Below are 19236 nucleotides of genomic sequence, written 5' to 3'. Positions count from 1 at the left end.
TACACAAATGCCCTTGAGGCCGTCTGAAAAAACGGAGTATGATTCAGTCAGACCTAAGGAGAAAAATCATGGATCTGCACAATATCCGCGAAGATTACAGCAAACGCGAGCTGTCGGAAGCCGAATGCCACGCCGACCCGATTGTCCAATTCGAGCAATGGCTGAACGAAGCGATTCACGCCGAAGTCAACGAGCCGACAGCGGTCAACGTTGCCGCCGTGGGCGAAGACGGCAGGCCCAACAGCCGTATGGTACTGCTGAAAGAAGTCAACCCCAAAGGCTTTGTTTTCTTTACCAATTACCACAGCCGCAAAGGACGTTCCTATACGGCACATCCCTTTGCCGCTATGACTTTTTTCTGGCCGGAACTCGAGCGCCAAGTGCGCGTTGAAGGACGCATTGAAAAACTCGACGCCGCCGCTTCGGACGAATATTTTGAAAGCCGCCCCTACACCAGCCGTATCGGCGCATGGGCAAGCGATCAAAGCGAAGTGATTTCCAGCAAAGCCGTATTGGTGGCCAAAGCCGCGGCCGTCGGTGTCAAACACCCCCTGCATGTTCCCCGTCCGCCGCATTGGGGCGGATACCTCGTTATTCCCGACCGCATCGAATTCTGGCAAGGCCGCCCCAGCCGCCTGCACGACCGCATCCAATACCGTCTGATTGACGGCAACTGGATACGCGAACGCCTTTCGCCATAATTTTCGGATTTTCAAACAAAAATTTACTGGTTGAGTTACAATACAGCCTTTCATCGGCAGGCCGTCTGAATTTGATTTTCAGACGGCCTTTTCCCCCAATCCAACCCCTGCCGCAACCGCCGCAGAAGAACCGCTTTTTCAAGCGAGTTAGGAAAAATTATGTCCAAACAGCCTTCCAGCAAACGCCAATGGCGCGACGGCGTATCGTCTACCGCCAAAAAACCTTCCAAACCGGCCAAATCCTTTGTCAATAAAAAACGTCCAGACGACAAACGCAAAACATCAGGCAAACCTTACGGCCAAAAAGTTTCAGACGGCCCTAAAGCTCAAAATACCGCGCCTAAACAACGTGCCGCCAAAGCCAAAAAACTGGTTGTCCGCAATCCCAACCAAAAAATCATGGAGCACGCCCGAGATTTGAAAGAACGCCGCAGCGACCTTTCACGCTTTGAACCCGAGCGCCTGCAAAAAGTCCTGGCTGCCTCCGGCGTCGGCTCACGTCGCGAAATGGAAGAATGGATCAGCAACGGCTGGGTAACGGTCAATGGCCGCGTAGCGCAACTGGGCGAAAAAGTTACGCCCGAAGATCATGTTACCGTCAAAGGCAGCATCATCAAACTCAAATGGGCAGACCGCCTGCCGCGCATCATCCTCTACTACAAACAAGAAGGTGAAATCGTTTCCCGCGACGACCCGCAAGGCCGCATCAGCATTTTCGACCGCCTGCCGCAAGCAGCCAGCAGCCGCTGGGTGGCCATCGGCCGTTTGGACATCAATACCAGCGGCCTTTTGATCCTAACCACTTCAGGCGAACTCGTTCAACGCTTTGCCCACCCCAGCTTTGAAGTCGAACGCGAATACGCCGTGCGCGTATTGGGCGAGTTGACCACCGAACAAATGCGCGTCCTGACCGAAGAAGGCGTCATGCTCGAAGACGGTTTGGCTAAAGTAGAACGCATCTACGAACAAGGCGGCGAAGGCGCAAACAAATGGTACAACGTCGTCATCAAAGAAGGCCGCAACCGAGAAGTACGCCGCATTTTTGAAAGCCAAGGCCTGACCGTCAGCCGCCTCGTCCGCGTAGGCTTCGGCCCTATCGGCCTGCCAAACCGCCTCAAACGCGGCCAGTTCTACGAACTCAATCCGGCAGAAGTCGCCAACATCATCAAATGGGCAGATATGCTGCTGCCTGGCGAACGTCGCCGGAAGAAAAGTTAATGTAAGATAAATCGGGGCTGAGACTTTTGCAAAATCGTCTCAGCCCGACAAAATCTTGCCCAAGTCATAAAAATAGTGGGTATTGAAAGGATTTTCCTTATCCAACACATTCATCGGGCTACCATGCCCGACAAACAATACAGGCATTTTTTTCATCACTGCCTCCTTAATATTTGATGAGGCGGATTGTACGGATAAATGATTAAGCAATAAATCTCAATTTACGAACAGCATATTTTCCAAATAGGAAATAATGGGATGAGACCTTTGCAAAATTCCTTTCTTTCCGACAGCCGAAATCCAAACACAGGTTTTCGGCTGTTTTTGTTTCAAATATCCACTGATTCTACTCAAATACCCTCTTAATCCTCCTTGGATACCTGATTAATCAGGCATCCGGCCGCCTTTTAGGCGGCAACAGGCGCACTTAGCCTGTTGGCGGCTTTCAAAAGGTTCAGACACATCGCCTTCAGATGGCTTTGTGCATTCACTTTAATCAAACCAAAATAGGCTGCCCGCGCATAGCGGAATTTACGGTGCAGCGTACCAAAGCTTTGTTCGACCACATAACGGGTCTTCGATAAATATCGGTTACGTTTGGTTTGCGTTTCCGACAGCGGATGGTTACGGTGGGCTTTGCGCATAATGCCGTCCTGCAGCCGATGCTCTTCCAGATGTTGCCGGTTTTCCTCACTGTCATAGCCTTTATCGGCATAGACGGTCGTACCTTTGGGCAGTCCTTCCAACAAAGGCAACAGGTGTTTGCACTCATGGGCATTGGCGGGGGTAATGTGCAGTTTCTCGATATAGCCTTCCTCATCGGTGCGGGTATGTTGTTTGTAACCGATTCTGTATAAACCGTTTTTCTTTGTCCAGCGGGCATCGCTGTCTTTACTCGGTGTGGTTTGTCCGCTGACTTGTCCTTCTTCATCGACTTCTATGGCCTGACGCTGTTTGCTGCCGGCGGTCTGAATAATGGTGGCGTCAATGACGGCGGCGGATGCTTTCTCTATTTTTAGGTTTTTTTCGGTCAGTTGGCGGTTAATCAGTTCCAGCAATTCGGACAGGGTGTCGTCTTGCGCCAGCCAGTTGCGGTAGCGGCATAAGGTGCTGTAATCGGGGATGCTCAGTTCGTCAAAACGGCAAAACAGGTTGAAATCGATGCGGGTGATGAGGCTGTGTTCGAGTTCGGGATCGGAGAGGCTGTGCCATTGGCCGAGCAGGACGGCTTTGAACATGGACAACAGGGATAGGCGGGACGGCCGCGGTGGTCTCGAAGGTAACGGGTTTTTTGACGATTCAGGTATTGTTCGATCGGTTGCCAATCAATCACCTGATCCAACTTCAATAGTGGGAAACGGTCGATGTGTTTGGCAATCATGGCTTGGGCGGTTTGCTGGAAGAAGGTGCTCATGGAAAATCCCCTAAATGTCTTAGTGGGAATTTAGGGGATTTTGGGGAATTTTGCAAAGGTCTCGGGATATTCTTTGGCTTGCTGCAAAGTTAAAAAGAGGTCCGAAGATTCGGATTTCAATAGCAATACCTAAGTCAATCTAGTAAATCTGCCTAGAAGCACTTAATTCTATGACTGATAACTCAACGCCAGAATATTATTTTTTAATAGCAAATTATAAAAAAATGTCGTCTGAAAAATAAACTTGGTTTTCAGACGACCTTTTTATCTTAGAAAGATTAGAAAAATTTTCAATATAGAGATGGTAGAGCAATATTATTGGCCATCTTTAAACTATACGTTCAGACGATTTTTATCTATTAGATTGAAAATGTGCAACAACACATTTTGCACTCGGACAGTTTGGATGCGTGGCAGCATTTTCGATTGAAAATTCCCAATATTTAATCATCTTCTTAGCAAAGCCAACTTTGTTTCCCGGTCCTCTGGCAGAACCGGTTTCTTTGACAATTTTGCTGATTCTGTCCCAAGGCAATTCGGGCGTCTCTTCCGGAAACTGTTCTCCCTCAAAATCTTCAATTTCTAAAAATTTTTTCATGGCTTGAGTATCTGCTAGAAACCATGCTTCTATCGCTTTAACCGCAATAAAATAGGCAGTAATTTTCGCGTGGCTGATTCTTTCCTTAACACCTTCAACAGGGAGTCCGTCCGAATCCGTCAAAATATACAGTCTTTCTGCTCCATTTGCTTCCAAAACACCAATAAAGGGCTCAATATTATGAGGCAATAAATTACCTGCGCCATTGGCATCAACAACAGGTTCAATCAATTCAAAATCATTCCTGTGTAAAAAGGTCTTGAATGCCTCTGATTCGATAATAATCTTTTCGCATGACCCTTCAACAATAAATCCGACTTTTACCATGGCAATCCTCCTCCCAGCAGATTGGTCAGCCAAGCCGTATCTAACGGAATTTTGTTTTTATCGACACCGGACTTCCGAACATCTTTAATTTGGGTTTTGCCTTGAGATTTACTGACAAAATACAACTCTTCCAATTCCAAGCTACGCACTACCGATTCACTATGAGTTGTCAGAATAATTGGATGGTGAGGGCTTACATATTCACGTATAAAGCCGATCAGTTCACTGATAGCTTTCGGATGTAAGCCACGCTCAGGTTCTTCAATGATGGTAATGCCGGGCTGTTTTACACGCGTTAAAACGGCAACCAACAAACATAAGGCATAAATTGTGCCGTCCGAAACCATATGGGCGGGGAAACGATTACCGCTGTCTTCCTCGAAAAATAACCCTTTTGAGTCATCAATTTTTTGCGTTTGAACAGAGAGTTGCTGCATTTCGGGGACAATCACACCCATCCATTCAATGATTTGCTCGCGTAATTCGTCGTTATCCTCAAGATGTTCTAACACTGCAGCAATATTGCTACCGTCTGTATTCAGCTTTTCAGGGTTATTGGCATTATTGCGAAGATCTTTGATTTTAAAAGGATCTATACGAAATATCTTTACATCTTTAAGTAAATTAAATGAATTATTTTGGTACAATATGCTGGTATCTAATGAATTTTTATTATCACTTAAAAATTTAAGAATAATACCCGTCATTGCACCTTTAACGATTTCCTTACTCATTTCATCACTATTTTTTAATGCCCCCAAAACAGTTCCACCAGTTATCCCTAATAAAATTGAGGATAGATATTCTACAAACTTATTTTCATTTCCTTCTTTTTTCTTTAATTCTAATTTTCGAGCTTCCTCACTACTGTCAAAAATAGTTTTTCCATTTTTAAAAATTTTCAAATATTCATGTTTCACCGATACAGGCACTGTAGGCAATGAGGGGAGTAACGATGATTTACTTAGAAGAATATCTATTTCATATTCATATACTTGTTCTTCAATCTCTGCATTTATTCGATAGCTGATAATCTCATTTTTCTGTTTTGGATCAATTAAGTTTTTCACACCACCAAACTCAGATACTGCCTTGCTCACTCCCATATCAATCACTTTTGATAAAAATGCCAAGGCATCGACAAAATTGCTTTTACCCGTACCGTTTGCCCCCGCTAAAACCATAAAAGGAGAAACATCTTTTAGCTCTACATTTTGGATACTTTTAAATCCTTTAATTTCCAAATAGTTAATTTTCATTTTTAATTCTCTTGAATTTATCAACAAAACGTGTTTGAAAGCATACAGAGCATTTCATAGGATGGCAACCTTTTTCTTGTGCAAAAATCAAGCTATACTATTGTTTTAAAAAACATTATTCTTACATGAATTCTCAGATAAGTATCAACTTTGCTAGAACGCCGTTTTTAAAATATTGGTATAAAAATTTTTCCGAAACTCTTTTCAGACGACCTCGGCATCGCGTGGATAGCACAGTATGAGCTTGGCAGATGCACTCCATTCGGGACAACTGGTCGAGCTCTTCCCCGAATACGCCATTACTTACGATCCGCTTTACCTCTATTCCCCCAGCTGCCGCGGGCATTCGAATGTGTTTAAGTTGATTGTGGATGTGCTGCGGGTAGAGGTCGTCTGAAATTTGACGCCACCCCGTCCAAGTGTTATTAATAATTCCTATTCACAAACAAACAGGAATAAACATGAAAAAAGTTGGTAACAAAGTAGTCGTTGTGGGCTTGGGTGCGGTCGGTGTCAGCTACGCCTATTCCATGCTCAACCAAGCCTTGTGCGACGATATGGTTTTAATCGACATCAACCGCACGCGTGCTGAAGGCGAGGCGCGCGACTTCCGCCACGGAATGCCTTATGCCGCTTCGCCTGCACGCATTTACGTCGGCGATTACGATGATTGTTCGGATGCAGACATCGTGTGTATTTGCGCGGGCGCGGCGCAGGCACCCGGCGAAACCCGTTTGGACTTAATCAACAAAAACCTGCGCATCTTCCACGACATCGTTTCGAAAGTCATGGCTTCCGGCTTTGACGGTATCTTCTTGGTTGCCTCCAATCCTGTGGACGTACTGTCTTATGCCGTTCTGCGCTTCTCAGGCCTGCCCAAAGAGCGCGTTATCGGCTCGGGCACCATCCTTGACTCCGCCCGTTTCCGCGTTTGCTTGGGCAACGAGTTCGACGTCGCGCCTTGGAGCGTCGATGCCATGATGATCGGCGAACACGGCGACAGCATCATTGCGCTTTGGAGCACCGCCAACATCGCCGGTATGTCGGTTCAGAAGATGCTGGAACAATCGGAAGACGGGCAGGCGCGTATGGACAAAATCTATAACAACGTGCGCAATGCCGCCTACGAAGTCATCGCCGCCAAAGGCTCGACCAGCCACGGCATCGGCATGGGCTTAAGCCGCATCTCCAACGCCATCCTGCACAATCAAGGCGTCGTATTGCCCGTTTCCACCTTGCTAGAAGGCGAGTTCGGACAAAACGGTGTGTATATCGGCGTACCGACCGTCGTCAACCGCCAAGGTGCGGTACGCATCATTGACCTGCAACTTTCCGACGATGAAGCCGAACGCTTTGCCCGCTCGGCGGAGCTGTTGAAAAGCTATCAACGCAAAGTCGATGAAATGGTCGGATAAATAGAATAGCCTCTGAATAAAACGTCGTCTGAAAACTGGAAATCTGGTTTTCAGACGACGTTTGCTATGTAGGAGGAAGTTAAACCGTCAATAGTCTAAATTCAAATAAAAAATACCTATATCTAAGTTACTTTATTCTCGTTACGCAATTTACCGGTTGTCGTCATTCCCGCCCCCGCCTACGCGAGGACAGGCTACGGCGGGAATCTATTTTTGAAATTCGGAAACTGTTTTTCAAATAAGGGTTTCTCAAGTTTTACGATGGATTCCCGCCTGCGCGGGAATGACGGTGCTAATCCGCCTATAACAAACGTCGTCTGAAAACCAAATTTCCGGTTTTCAGACGACGTTTTCTGTTCACAAACCTAAGCGTTATTTCTCTGCTTTCAACACCCGTTGACGGCGGGTTTCGCTCAATACCATGCCTGCGCTGACGGAAACGTTCATGCTTTCTACCGTGCCAAACATCGGAATCGATACCAGCATATCGCAATGCTCGCGCGTCAGGCGGCGCATACCCTCGCCTTCGTTGCCCATTACCCAAGCCACGCTGTCGGGCAAGTCGTAGTGGTAAAGGTCGGAGTCGCCACCCATGTCTGTGCCGACAATCCAAATGCCGTACTCTTTTAATTCACGCAAAGTACGGGCAAGATTGGTTACGGTAATATACGGCACGGTTTCCGCCGCGCCACAGGCAACTTTGCTGACAGTCGCATTCAAGCCGGCGCTTTTGTCTTTAGGCGCAATTACGGCATGCACGCCCATCGCATCGGCAGTACGCAGGCACGCGCCGAGGTTGTGCGGATCGGTAATGCCGTCCAATACCAGCAAAAACGGAGGTTCGCTCAGGTTTTCCAATACATCTTCTAAGTGAACATGGTTTTTGGAAGCATCGATAAACCCGACCACGCCCTGATGACGCGCCCCTTTGCTGATGGCATTCAGGCGGTCGGCATCAGCAAAATGCACGCGTACGTTTTCAGAGGCCGCTTTATCCAATACATCGCGGGTGCGCGCATCGGATTTGCCCTCTTGGATATAGAGTTCGGTAATCGATTTCGGGTTTTGCCACAAACGGGCATTGACGGCGTGAAAGCCATAGATGAGTCGTTGGTTTGCCATGTTTTTGCTTTATCAAAAAATTCAGACGGCCATTATAACAAGTAAGGCCGTCTGAAAATTTTTTATTTCATCAAATAACCGAGTATGCCCGAAGTGCCAACGCCGATTAATACCGTCACCAACATCGAAAACCGGCTGGCCGCCAATACCGTCAAAGCAATGGCAATCAGCTCATGCGGTTTGTCCGACACAAAATAAGGCGCAATCACGGAAATCAACACACAGCCCGGCGCGGCCTCCATAACCACTTGCGCGCGACGGCTCAACGTACGGTTGCGCAATGCAAAAAAGCCGATTAATCGGGTTGAATAGGTAACGGCCAACATACTTAAAAACAGCAAAAACGATTGCAGCGACAACAAATCCTTCATTTTTGCTCTCCCCACACATACGCCGCCAACAAGCCCGACAACGTTCCGGCCGGAACATACCATGCGCCATCCACGGTCAAATAGGTTGCGCACGCCACAATCAGGCTGACAAACCAAGGGCGTGAAGCCGCAAAGCTCTTCCACATCCCGCGCAGCAACACCAAAAACACCGCAGGAAACGCCATGCCGAAGCCCCAAGCCGCCACATCGCCGAACATCGGGCCGACTGCCGCGCCAAATGCCGCAAAACCAATCCAAGTTACATACAAAATAAAACACACGCCGGCATAAAACGGCATATTGAAAGCAGGCAAACCTGCCGCCTTACGCTTTTGAATTTCAGCAAACGCCATTGCCCAGCTTTCATCACACATAAAAAACAGCGCGGGCATTGCCTTTTTCAGCGGCATATCCCTCATATACGGCGCAATCGCCGCCCCCATCAGGATATGGCGCGAATTGATCATAAACGTAACTGTTGCAATCAGCATAATCGGCAAAGGATTTGCCCACAAATTGACTGCGGCAAATTCCGAACCTCCGGCAAAGTTCATGCCCGTCATCAGCAGCATTTCCAGCCAACTCATGCCTTTCTGCCCACCCTGCATGCCCAAAATCAGCGCCCACGGCAACAAGCCGATCAGCATGGGGGAACATTCTTTGATACCGCGCAGAAATTCCGATTGAGGAGAAGCAGTCTGATTCATTTTGATTGAAACGGTTTATTAAAAAGAAGCGACGTATTATAAAGCAGGCCGTCTGAACAAGGGTATAATACGGAAAAATTAGATTTATTTACGGAAACCGATATGACCCACACCGTCCATCTACAGTTTGAAGAAATTGACAATACCGTGTTGCAACGCCTGTGCGGCGCGCTCGACAGCAATCTCGAAGCCTTAGGCAAAGCCCTTGATATCCAAATCAGCCGCCGCTTCGAACATTTCACCTTCATGGGCGAACTGGCACACGCCGGCCGTCGCGCCTTGCTGTCGCTTGCCGAAGCCGCAAAAAAAGGCGACTTGGACGACAACGCCATCAGCCTCGCGGCCGTTGAAGCAAAAACAGCAGATGAAAAACACGAAGAAAAACACCACGACCAACAATACTATTTCCGCACCAAACGCGGCAGCATCGGCGGCCGCACCCCGCGCCAAAACGGCTATATCCGCGCCTTGCTCAACCACGATGTCGTGTTCGGCTTAGGCCCGGCCGGTACAGGCAAAACCTATCTTGCCGTTGCCGCCGCAGTCGATGCCATGGAAAAACACCAAATCGAACGCATCGTGTTGGTGCGCCCCGCAGTCGAAGCAGGCGAAAAATTAGGCTTCCTGCCGGGTGATTTGGCACAAAAAGTCGATCCCTACCTGCGACCGCTTTACGATGCACTGTATGATTTGATGGGTTTCGACCGCGTAACCAAACTGATGGAAAAAGGTTTGATTGAAATTGCGCCGCTCGCCTACATGCGCGGCCGCACCTTAAATGGCGCGTATGTCATCTTGGACGAAGCGCAAAACACCACGCCCGAACAAATGAAAATGTTCCTGACCCGTATCGGCTTTGGTGCCAAAGCAGTCATTACCGGCGACATCAGCCAAATCGACCTGCCGCGCAACATCAAATCCGGCTTGAAAGATGCACGAGAAAAACTGCGCGATGTAGAAGGCCTGTATTTCCACACCTTCACCAGCGAAGACGTTGTCCGCCATCCTTTGGTGCAGAAAATCGTCGAAGCCTATGAAGCAGCGGAAGAGCAAGCCGAAAAGAAAAGCGGCGAATAATCTTTTCAAACACTCAAGGCCGTCTGAAAATCAAATTTCAGACGGCCTTTCTACATCATTCTCCCTATAATACTGCTATAATCCGAAAATCAAGTAAAACAAAGACTTCAAAAGGAAAAATATGTCCCTCAAGCCACCCGTCCGAATCGCCGTTACCGGCGCGGCAGGCCAAATCGCCTACGCCACTCTGTTCCGCATTGCCGGCGGCATCATGCTCGGACGCGACCAACCCGTTATCCTGCAGCTGCTCGACCTGCCGCAGGCACAACAGGCATTGCGCGGCGTGATTATGGAAATGCAGGATTGCGCCTTCCCGCTCCTTGCCGACATCTTCGCCACAGACGACCCAGAAGTCGCCTTCAAAGATGCCAACATCGCCCTCTTGATTGGAGCGCGCCCGCGCACGCAAGGCATGGAGCGTGCCGACTTGTTGCACGCCAATGGCGAAATTTTCAAAGTACAAGGCGCGGCGTTGAACAAAGTTGCCCATCGCAACGTTAAAGTCCTCGTCGTCGGCAATCCGGCCAATACCAATGCCTACATCGCCATGAAATCCGCACCCGACATCCCGCCGGAAAATTTCACCGCCCTGATGCGTCTCGACCACCACCGCGCTGTCAGTCAAATTGCCGAAAAAATCAACCGCCCGATTACTTCCATCGAGCAAATGTGCGTCTGGGGCAACCACAGCCCGACCATGTACGCCGACTACCGCTACGCCACCAGCAATGGCGAGTCCGTCCAAGACATGATTACCGAACCTGACTGGAACACCGAAGTCTTCATGCCGAAAATCGCCGGACGCGGTGCCGCCATTATCGCCGCACGCGGCTCATCATCCGCTGCCTCCGCCGCCAATGCCGCCATCTACCACCTGCGCGACTGGTTACTCGGCAGCAGCGGCAAATGGATAACCATGGGCGTTCCATCCGACGGCTCTTACGGCATTCCCGAAGGTTTGATTTTCGGCTTCCCCGTCATTTGTGACGAAGGCAGCTACCGCATCGTCCAAGGCTTGGACTTGTCAGATGAATTCAGCCAAAAACGTATCGCCGCCACACTGGCCGAATTGGAAGAAGAACGTTCAGCCATCCAGGATCTACTCTAAAACAGAGGCCGTCTGAAAACCAAATTTCAGACGGCCTAAATAATTAAATGCCCGTTCTACAATCATTTTTAAAAGCTAGAATGGAACTCTTTGTCCTTGCTTATCTTTAAGATGCCATTGACCTGCCGGTGTACAACCGCCGCCACTACCGCTGACAGCATAATGATCACAATTCGGATCAAGCCGTTTCCCTTGAGAATATGAGCTATTTGTCAAGCCGTCTCCATCAAAGGAACTGCATGCGCCGATGAAAGCTACGCAAAACAGGATTAAAAATTTCTTCAACATTCCCATCACCATTTTTATAAAAGCCACACCACAAAATTGCAGCCTGGATAAAGTTCCCATGCTATCGATATGAGCTACACTGTGTGAGCAAAGAAAACAATCCTGCCTTGCTCACTGTTGTATTGCCGCCGATATAGGTACCAGAATTCCCGCTGCCATCACTCAAAGAAAAACCACTGCTAGAAACTCAAAATAAGCACCTTGCAAGATTAAAAACATAAAAAAATTATCAACATAATTTTATATACATGTGACAAAACTTTTGCAACTTTGTTTCTTATGGTTTTGCTTTTTTATAAAGCTCGTTCTAATAATATCAAACAAAAATAACAAGTAACTTTACTGCGTTTGAAAAAGGCCGTCTGAAAACCAACTATCAGACGGCCTTTACGGTGCAGCCTTATTCCGCTACATCAATGCACAAATATTTCAGTTCCAAATACTCATCCGCACCATATTTGCTACCTTCACGTCCCAAACCGCTGCGTTTCACACCGCCAAACGGTGCCACTTCATTACTGATTAAGCCCGTATTGATACCGACCATGCCGTATTCCAAGGCTTCGCCGACACGCCACTGACGGGCGGTGTCGGAGGTGAAAAGGTAAGCTGCCAAACCGTATTCCGTATTGTTCGCAGCCTCGATGACTTCGGCTTCGGTTTCAAAACGGAACACTGGACACAAAGGCCCGAAGGTTTCTTCGCACGCCACCGCCATTTGCGCCGTAACGCCGCTTAAAACGGTCGGCTCAAAAAACGTTCCGCCCAATGCGCTGCGTTTGCCGCCGGTCAGGCAACTTGCGCCTTTAGCCAATGCGTCGGCGATGTGCTGCTCGACTTTTTCTACCGCTTTTTCCTCAATCAACGGCCCTTGGTTTACTCCATCTTCCAAGCCGTTGCCCAATTTGAGCGCTGCCACTTTTTCACTTAATTTGTGGCAAAATTCGTCGTAAATACCTGATTGAGCGTAAACGCGGTTGGTGCAGACGCAGGTCTGACCGCTGTTGCGGAACTTGCTGGCCAGCGCACCTTCGACTGCTTTGTCCAAATCGGCATCGTCAAACACGATAAACGGCGCATTGCCGCCCAGTTCCAAGCTGAGTTTTTTAATGTCCGCCGCGCTGTCGGCAAAAATTTTCGTGCCGACTTCGGTTGAGCCGGTAAAGCTGATTTTGCGCACGGTCGGGTTTGTAGCAAATTCATGGCTGATTTCCGAAGCACTACCGCTGACAACAGGCAACAAATCCTGCGGCACGCCGGCTTCATAAGCCAAAACGACCAATGCATACGCACTCAAAGGCGTGAGCGATGCTGGTTTAACTATCATCGCGCAACCAACAGCCAAAGCCGGCGCAGCCTTGCGCGCAATCATCGCGGACGGGAAATTCCACGGCGTAATCGCAGCGGTAACGCCGACAGGCTGTTTCAGTACAACCAGTTTTTGCGACGCTTTCACACTTGTCAGCACATCGCCGTCAATCCGCCGCGCCTCTTCCGCAAACCAGCGCACAAACGAAGCCGCATAATCAATTTCACCACGCGCCTCAGTCAGGCTTTTGCCCTGCTCCATCGTCATGATACGCGCCAGTTCTTCTTTGTTTTCCTTAATTAAGAAATACCAACGCCACAACACATCTGCGCGTTCCAACGCGGTTTTTGCCGCCCATAATTTTTGTGCCGCTTCAGCTTTTTGAATCAAAAGCTTCAGGCCGTCTGAATCAGTCTTACGGACAAACGCCAAAGCCTCACCTGTTGCAGGGTTATCAACTTTAATGGCATCTGGGATCGAAGAAAAGGAAATATCAGGATGATTGAGTAAACGGGCAAAATCTTTCATGAGAAACGACCTTTCTAAAACCGAGGATATACGTTCATTATCATATTCATACCATCAAAGTGCAACTAAATAGAAAAATAAACCAACAGCAAAGGCCATCTGAATATCTTTCAGACGGCCTTTTTTATTCGGTTTTATCTAATCTACACACTTATCTCAATTTAGGTGAGCGAAGATAAGAATATATATTGATTAACAGAAGTAACGCATATAGAGCAAATATAATGATTAATCCATAATTACCTGCTTTTATTGTACTGAAGACAATGATAAAAAACAGATCCAATTCTACTAAATGATAGACAAATATACCAATTAAAGCAAAGACGATTGTGCCAAGTATTTTTCTATTAAGCAAAAAAAGCAAAATAGAAATATTATTTAAAATAAAAAATAACTTAACGACGATTTCACTTCCCTCTATCTCACCCTGAAGTTCGGACAGCTTATACATATCTCCATATACAATATAATCTGTAATATAGAAATTTTGCTTAAGAATAAAAAAAGACAATATACATAGTAATAAAAAAATTATATATCCAACAAATTTATCAAATTTCATATCATCTCTTCCATAACAAAGCTTTCTATAGACAGCCAAATTCCATCTAATTATCTAGAGCAGATAAAATAAATGGAAAAAAGGCCGTCTGAAAGGTAATCAATCTTGTTGACTTCCCCTCCAGACGGCCTTTAATCCGCCTTACTCAAACAAGACGTCTATACCTTCTTCTCCAACCTCCAAGCTCGCTCGCTCCGGCATATGACCCGCCGTCTGCTGCCATTGTAAAAAGCTTTGGGCTATCGCCGGCATCACCTGACGGTTCAGCAGGTGGTCAATGTTGCGCGCACCACTGTCGCCGGTCGTACAGGAATCGGCCAGCAGCGCTGCAAAGTCCTCACTGTAGCTGAGGCGCGTTTGATGGGCTTCATACAGCCGGTCTGCTATTTTATCCAACTTCAATCTGACGATTTGAGCCAATGCTTCTTTTTCCAACGGACGGTAAGGAACGACCTGCATACGCGCCAACAATGCGGCCTGGAAGTGGTCTGTCAGTATCGGACGGATGGCTTCCGCCAGTTCTTCCAAGCTGTATTCGGGTGCTTCTTCGGCTTCGGCAGGGCCGTCTGAAACTTCGGTGTGCTCAGACGGAGTTTCCGGCATTTGTGCAGAAAGTTCTACTTCGGTATCGGCGATCTGTTCTTGTTCGTTTGCTTCTTGGTTTTCTGCTGCGGCTTCTTCTGCCTCTTCTGGCTCTTGCGGTTTCAGCAACTGGGTCAGTTCGTTTGCCCCCAAGTTCGAAGTCATCAGGATAACGGTGTTTTTGAAGTCGATTTCCCGGCCTTCGCCGTCACGCATCATGCCTTTGTCGAAGACTTGGTAGAAGAGGTTGAGGATGTCTTTGTGGGCCTTTTCGACTTCGTCCAGCAATACGACGCTGTATGGTTTTTGACGTACGGCTTCGGTCAATACGCCGCCTTCGCCGTAGCCGACATAACCCGGAGGCGAGCCTTTAAGTTGGGAAACGGTGTGTGCTTCGCGGTATTCGGACAGGTTGATGGTAATCAGTGATTTTTCGCCGCCGAAGAGTGCGTCTGCCAATGCTAGAGCGGTTTCTGTTTTGCCGACACCGGATGGGCCGCTCAACAGGAATACGCCCAACGGGGAGTCGTTGGTTTTCAGGCCGGCTTTGGCGGCCCTTAAACTTTGCGCAATCGCATGGATGGCTTCGCTTTGTCCGACTACGCGTTGCTCAAGCAGGCTTTCGAGCTGCAGCAGGTTGGCCAGTTCGTCTTTGAGTACGCTGCCTGCGGGCACGCCTGTCCAGTCGGCGATAATGTCGGCAATCACGGTTTCATCGACGCTGGTAAAAATCAGCGGTTTGCCTGCGACGACGGCATCCAGCTGTTGCTGTTTCTCGGTCAGGCTTTGTTGTGCGGCTTCCCGCTCTTCGGAAGTCAATTCTGTATTTTTGGCGGCTTCCATTAAGGATTGGATTTCGTCCGCCAATTGTTTTTCTTCCTGATAGCGGCGGTTCATTTCTTCGCGTTGTTCGTTCAGCTGGGCAATTTCCTGCTCGACTTGTCGGATGTTTTCTTCTTGCGACGCGTTCAGACGGCCCAGTTGTTTGTCGGCATCCAATGCTTCCAATTCCCGTTGCAGCGAGGAGGCCTGTGCCTCCATCAAGCCGAAGATATGGGGAACGGTATCCAAGCTCATGCGGACGCGGGCGGCGGCTGTATCCAACAAGTCTACGGCTTTGTCGGGCAGTTGGCGGCCAGTAATGTATTTTCTGGAGAGTTGCACGGCTGCGATGACTGCGGAATCCTGAATATGGACTTTATGGTAGGCGGCATAACGCTGTTTCAAGCCGCGCAGCATGGTAAAGGCTGATTCGTCATCGGGCTCTTCTACTTTGACCATTTGGAAACGGCGCTCCAATGCGGCATCTTTTTCAAAATATTGTTTGTATTCGCTCCAGGTTGTGGCGGCAATGGTGCGCAATTCGCCTCGTGCCAAGGCCGGTTTTAAGAGGTTGGCGGCATCTGCGCCACCGGCGCTGTTGCCAGCGCCGATTAAGGTATGCGCTTCGTCAATGAACAATAAGATAGGCTCTTCGGAATTTTGAACGGCTTCAATCACGTTACGCAGGCGTTGTTCAAATTCGCCTTTGACGCCCGCACCTGCCTGCAGCAGGCCTAAATCCAAGACCAATACCTGTGTGTTTTCTAATATTTTAGGCACTTCGCCTGAGGCGATTTTCAAGGCCAGGCCTTCTACCAGTGCGGTTTTGCCGACACCCGGCTCGCCGACCAAAATCGGATTGTTTTTACGGCGGCGCGATAAAATATCCATCATTTGGCGGATTTCTGTTTCGCGGCCAAATACGGGGTCGATGCCGCCTTGGGCTGCTTTTTCAGTCAGGTTGACGGTAAAGCGCGCCAATGCATCGTTTTGTCCGGTTGCTTTAACCGGTTGTGGTTTGGATTCGGCCTGAGTGCCTTCCTGGCCTTCTTCGGCAGAAGTTTGGGCAAACGTATTGTTGGTGCCTTCGATTGAGACTTCATCCAACCATGTTTTCAGACGGCCTATTTGGGTTTCCGTCAGACTCAACAGCGGCCATGCATCCTGCGTCATCAGACGGTAAGGGGATTTCAACAATGCCTGATACAGATAAGCGGAACGGATTTCCGATGCGCCTTCGTCACTTGCCAGTAGCCATGCGTCTGACAATAGGCTGACCAGTGATTTGGACAGTGAAGGATTACCGCGGACATTGCGCGGCAGTTTATCCATCGTGTCCAGCAAAGGGTTCCAGATGTTTTCCGAATCTATTTCGTAACGTCTCAATAAGGCGCCGACATCGCCATCCCCTAATTCCAATAGCTTGATAAACAAATGGTCAACCGTAATTTCGGCATGACCCCGTGTTTGACATAAACCGGCGGCGGCTTCCATTGCCTGTTGGCAATGCGTATTCAGACGACGTAATAATAAGGCTTGATCATGTGCAGACATTTGATATCCCTGATGTAAAAATGTGTTATAAAAAAGTGCTACCTTTATCAGGCAGCACTTTATGTGGATGATTAAGCGCGGCTTTCGTTCCAGCTGTCGGAATGAATGATGTTGCCGTCTTTATAAGTCCAAGTGATTTTTTCGTAGCGCAATTCAACGCGTTCCAAGTGGTTGTAACGCTCGCGTGCAGGGTCTTTGATGTTGTGCATTACAGGACCTACTGCGACAACTTTAACGTTGTCCAGTTTGGTATTGAAGTACTCTTTCTCTTGACCGGATGCATCAATTTGATACCACTTGATTTCTACTTCTTTTAAAGTTTGGCCGGTGGTCACGGCTTTGTACAAGTATGGAGAAGACGCATCGTATTCTTTGTACAATACGATAGGTTCATGAACGCGGGTACCTGTCAGTTTGCCGGTGTTGGCATCTGTAGGAATGCGGACATTGTGTTGGAACTCAACGATCTCAACACTGTCTTCACGGCCGTTAACGTCAACGGAACCTTTAATAGCGGAACCGCCATCGTCTTTCAGCCACATATAAGCAGGAATTGCCATATTTTTACTCCTTAGTTTTATTAAAAACGCTTTAAGTTTTAAGGCTTAAAGCAACTTGTGCTGCATTGAATTACTGTGTTGCCGAGGGAATAAGGATAATCTCAACCCTGCGGTTCTTGGCCTTACCGTCTTCTGTCTGATTGTCTGCAATCGGTTTGGTATCGCCAAAACCTTTGACTTCAAACCTGCCCTCCGGAACATTGGAGGAAATCACCAACCAGTCTTTGACGGATTGGGCCCGTTTTTCTGACAACTGCTGATTGGAAACAGGATTTCCGACATTATCGGTATGGCCTTCAACTAAAATGCGGGTATCAGGATGTGATTCGATTGCCTTCAATACGCCAATCAATGCTTTATTGGCATTATTTTTTAATTCAAACTGGCCGGTTTCAAAGAGTGCCAAACTGTCCAGGGTAAGAACCACCGGCTCCGGCTTTTTGACAGGCTTGGGCGCTTTAGGAACTTCGGCGGGAATTAAGGCTTTTAATTTGGGGGTATAGGCCTGCGCACGATACAGCCCTAAACCCAAATACGCAGGAACACCGTGATCACGGTATCCTTCAAGCAATTTCAAGTCCTGCTTCAACAGCCCTATTTTTTTATCCTGTTCAGCTTTATCCGTTTCCATGCGGAAGTCCGCTATATGCGTGCCGATTTGTTCCAACAAACGGCTGTTGTTGACAGTTGAAAACGACGCGGCCAGAAAAAAACCGGCAACACCAATGAATAATACCTTAAAAATCATATCTGAAATATGATTTCTATGATAAACGGCATATTTATCCAGATATTCGGATAGGATGTATCTTACCGAATCATGTTGAACGCTTTTTGCCGTCGGAATAAGACCATCTGTATTTTTTACCAGATAAGCTGCCCATTCAGATGTATTTTGAAAATTTCCGCAATCGGCAAGGCTTAAACTGCATATGTCCACATACTCCCATCCGCTATCTGTATTTTTTAAGAATTTTTCTTCTAAAAAATTCAGTGCCTCCATCAGATAAATATATTGATGGCTATACTGGGCATTGCTATCATGCAGGAATTTAAGGGACAGGGCGTTTTTCAGGTTCTTTAAGAATTCGTTTATCTGCAGACGGTTGTGTTCTTTCTTATTGATGATAGAAAAAACGGAATGACTGTTTTTTCTATCAAACAAAAAAGACACCGGCGTTTGAATCAACCAGTGCACTGGGATAGTCAAACCCGTGCTCTTCTGCAGAAAAAGTATATTACGCAACCATGTGCGCAAAGTGGTCGCAATATCGGTATTTTCCGCAGGGGAAAGCCACAGCTCCAGACTCACAGAAACATACTTATGGGCTGTATTTTCAAGCAAATTGGAAACGACCGGATGCAGATTTTCCGAACCCGACATATTGATATAGACGGTTTCATTTACCCTCTCTACCAACTTTCTCGGCACAGAAGAGTCATGCAGACGAATGGTATAGCAACCCAAATCTCCGTTGGAATCCAATTCTTCTGTGATTTTCTTCCAAAAATCCGTATTGATTTGTTCGCGTTTTTTCTTTAGATAAAAACGCCAATAATAAAAGGCAGCCCCAACGGACAATGCCCAAGCACAGCCTTTGATTATCCAACCTGCCTGCCAATATACTGCGAACACATACAGTAAAACGAGCTCAAAAACAGCCAAGGTTGCCAGAACCGAAATTTTCCGATAAGTCATTATATAAACACT

General features: G+C 47.7%; 16 protein-coding genes and 2 pseudogenes. 5 read left to right on the top strand and 13 right to left on the bottom strand.

The window, feature by feature from the left end:
• The first annotated feature begins 68 nt into the window (after nt 1-68).
• Together pdxH and KCG54_RS05025 are read left to right on the top strand one after the other, a co-directional pair.
• Complete coding sequence (gene pdxH / locus KCG54_RS05030) at nt 69-701, top strand: pyridoxamine 5'-phosphate oxidase (RefSeq protein WP_039864003.1); 633 nt, start codon at nt 69-71, stop codon at nt 699-701.
• A 159-nt stretch (nt 702-860) separates the two neighbouring features.
• Nucleotides 861-1919 carry a pseudouridine synthase gene (locus KCG54_RS05025; protein WP_254324839.1) on the top strand — a complete coding sequence of 353 codons (1059 nt, stop codon included), beginning with the start codon at nt 861-863 and terminating at the stop codon, nt 1917-1919.
• A gap of 81 nt (nt 1920-2000) precedes the next feature.
• On the opposite strand, the pseudogene KCG54_RS05020 reads toward KCG54_RS05025, so the two are convergent.
• The 4 genes and pseudogenes from KCG54_RS05020 to KCG54_RS05005 all read right to left on the bottom strand — a co-directional run.
• Nucleotides 2001-2075, bottom strand: a pseudogene (locus KCG54_RS05020) (dioxygenase); the annotation flags it as partial.
• Between the two features lie 251 nt (nt 2076-2326).
• Nucleotides 2327-3333: pseudogene (locus tag KCG54_RS05015) on the bottom strand (IS5 family transposase).
• A 352-nt stretch (nt 3334-3685) separates the two neighbouring features.
• A complete protein-coding gene (locus KCG54_RS05010; RefSeq protein WP_219088522.1) occupies nt 3686-4258 on the bottom strand; it encodes a DUF4276 family protein in 573 nt (190 codons plus the stop codon).
• On the bottom strand, nt 4252-5517 hold the full coding sequence (locus KCG54_RS05005; RefSeq protein ID WP_219088520.1) for an AAA family ATPase: 1266 nt from the start codon (nt 5515-5517) through the stop codon (nt 4252-4254). Before KCG54_RS05005 ends, KCG54_RS05010 begins: the two co-directional genes overlap by 7 nt.
• A 461-nt stretch (nt 5518-5978) precedes the next feature.
• Between KCG54_RS05005 and KCG54_RS05000 the strand changes: the two genes are divergently transcribed.
• Nucleotides 5979-6932, top strand: coding sequence for an L-lactate dehydrogenase (locus KCG54_RS05000; RefSeq protein ID WP_254324838.1), 954 nt, complete (start codon nt 5979-5981; stop codon nt 6930-6932).
• 372 nt (nt 6933-7304) lie between these two features.
• Here the strand turns inward: KCG54_RS05000 and rlmB are convergent, their stop codons facing one another.
• The 3 genes from rlmB to KCG54_RS04985 form a co-directional block, all read right to left on the bottom strand.
• Nucleotides 7305-8054, bottom strand: a complete 750-nt coding sequence (gene rlmB / locus KCG54_RS04995; RefSeq protein ID WP_254324837.1) for a 23S rRNA (guanosine(2251)-2'-O)-methyltransferase RlmB — start codon at nt 8052-8054, stop codon at nt 7305-7307.
• 62 nt (nt 8055-8116) lie between these two features.
• A complete protein-coding gene (locus tag KCG54_RS04990) occupies nt 8117-8425 on the bottom strand; it encodes an AzlD family protein (RefSeq protein ID WP_003680717.1) in 309 nt (102 codons plus the stop codon).
• On the bottom strand, nt 8422-9132 hold the full coding sequence (locus KCG54_RS04985; protein ID WP_107791874.1) for an AzlC family ABC transporter permease: 711 nt from the start codon (nt 9130-9132) through the stop codon (nt 8422-8424). The genes KCG54_RS04990 and KCG54_RS04985 overlap by 4 nt, the downstream gene beginning before the upstream one ends.
• A gap of 102 nt (nt 9133-9234) precedes the next feature.
• Between KCG54_RS04985 and KCG54_RS04980 the strand changes: the two genes are divergently transcribed.
• Complete coding sequence (locus KCG54_RS04980) at nt 9235-10209, top strand: PhoH family protein (protein ID WP_254324836.1); 975 nt, start codon at nt 9235-9237, stop codon at nt 10207-10209.
• 121 nt (nt 10210-10330) lie between these two features.
• Nucleotides 10331-11317 carry a malate dehydrogenase gene (locus KCG54_RS04975; protein WP_254324835.1) on the top strand — a complete coding sequence of 329 codons (987 nt, stop codon included), beginning with the start codon at nt 10331-10333 and terminating at the stop codon, nt 11315-11317.
• Between the two features lie 75 nt (nt 11318-11392).
• Here the strand turns inward: KCG54_RS04975 and KCG54_RS04970 are convergent, their stop codons facing one another.
• From KCG54_RS04970 to KCG54_RS04945, 6 genes are all read right to left on the bottom strand, one after another.
• Complete coding sequence (locus KCG54_RS04970) at nt 11393-11665, bottom strand: hypothetical protein (protein ID WP_254324834.1); 273 nt, start codon at nt 11663-11665, stop codon at nt 11393-11395.
• 340 nt (nt 11666-12005) lie between these two features.
• On the bottom strand, nt 12006-13442 hold the full coding sequence (locus KCG54_RS04965) for an NAD-dependent succinate-semialdehyde dehydrogenase (RefSeq protein ID WP_254324833.1): 1437 nt from the start codon (nt 13440-13442) through the stop codon (nt 12006-12008).
• Between the two features lie 151 nt (nt 13443-13593).
• Nucleotides 13594-14007 carry a transcriptional regulator gene (locus tag KCG54_RS04960; RefSeq protein ID WP_254324832.1) on the bottom strand — a complete coding sequence of 138 codons (414 nt, stop codon included), beginning with the start codon at nt 14005-14007 and terminating at the stop codon, nt 13594-13596.
• A gap of 141 nt (nt 14008-14148) precedes the next feature.
• Entirely contained in the window at nt 14149-16965 is a 2817-nt protein-coding gene (gene tssH, locus KCG54_RS04955; protein WP_254324100.1) for a type VI secretion system ATPase TssH, read from the bottom strand.
• 71 nt (nt 16966-17036) lie between these two features.
• On the bottom strand, nt 17037-17525 hold the full coding sequence (locus tag KCG54_RS04950; protein ID WP_049332188.1) for an Hcp family type VI secretion system effector: 489 nt from the start codon (nt 17523-17525) through the stop codon (nt 17037-17039).
• Nucleotides 17526-17595: 70 nt separating this feature from the next.
• Nucleotides 17596-19224 carry an OmpA family protein gene (locus KCG54_RS04945; protein ID WP_254324101.1) on the bottom strand — a complete coding sequence of 543 codons (1629 nt, stop codon included), beginning with the start codon at nt 19222-19224 and terminating at the stop codon, nt 17596-17598.
• Nucleotides 19225-19236 lie beyond the last annotated feature (12 nt).

Origin of the sequence: Neisseria subflava, assembly GCF_024205705.1 — a bacterium.
Classification (GTDB): Bacteria; Pseudomonadota; Gammaproteobacteria; order Burkholderiales; family Neisseriaceae; genus Neisseria; species Neisseria subflava_D.
The sequence above is the reverse complement of the archived record's forward strand: the minus strand, read 5'-3'. Positions and strand labels throughout refer to the sequence as shown.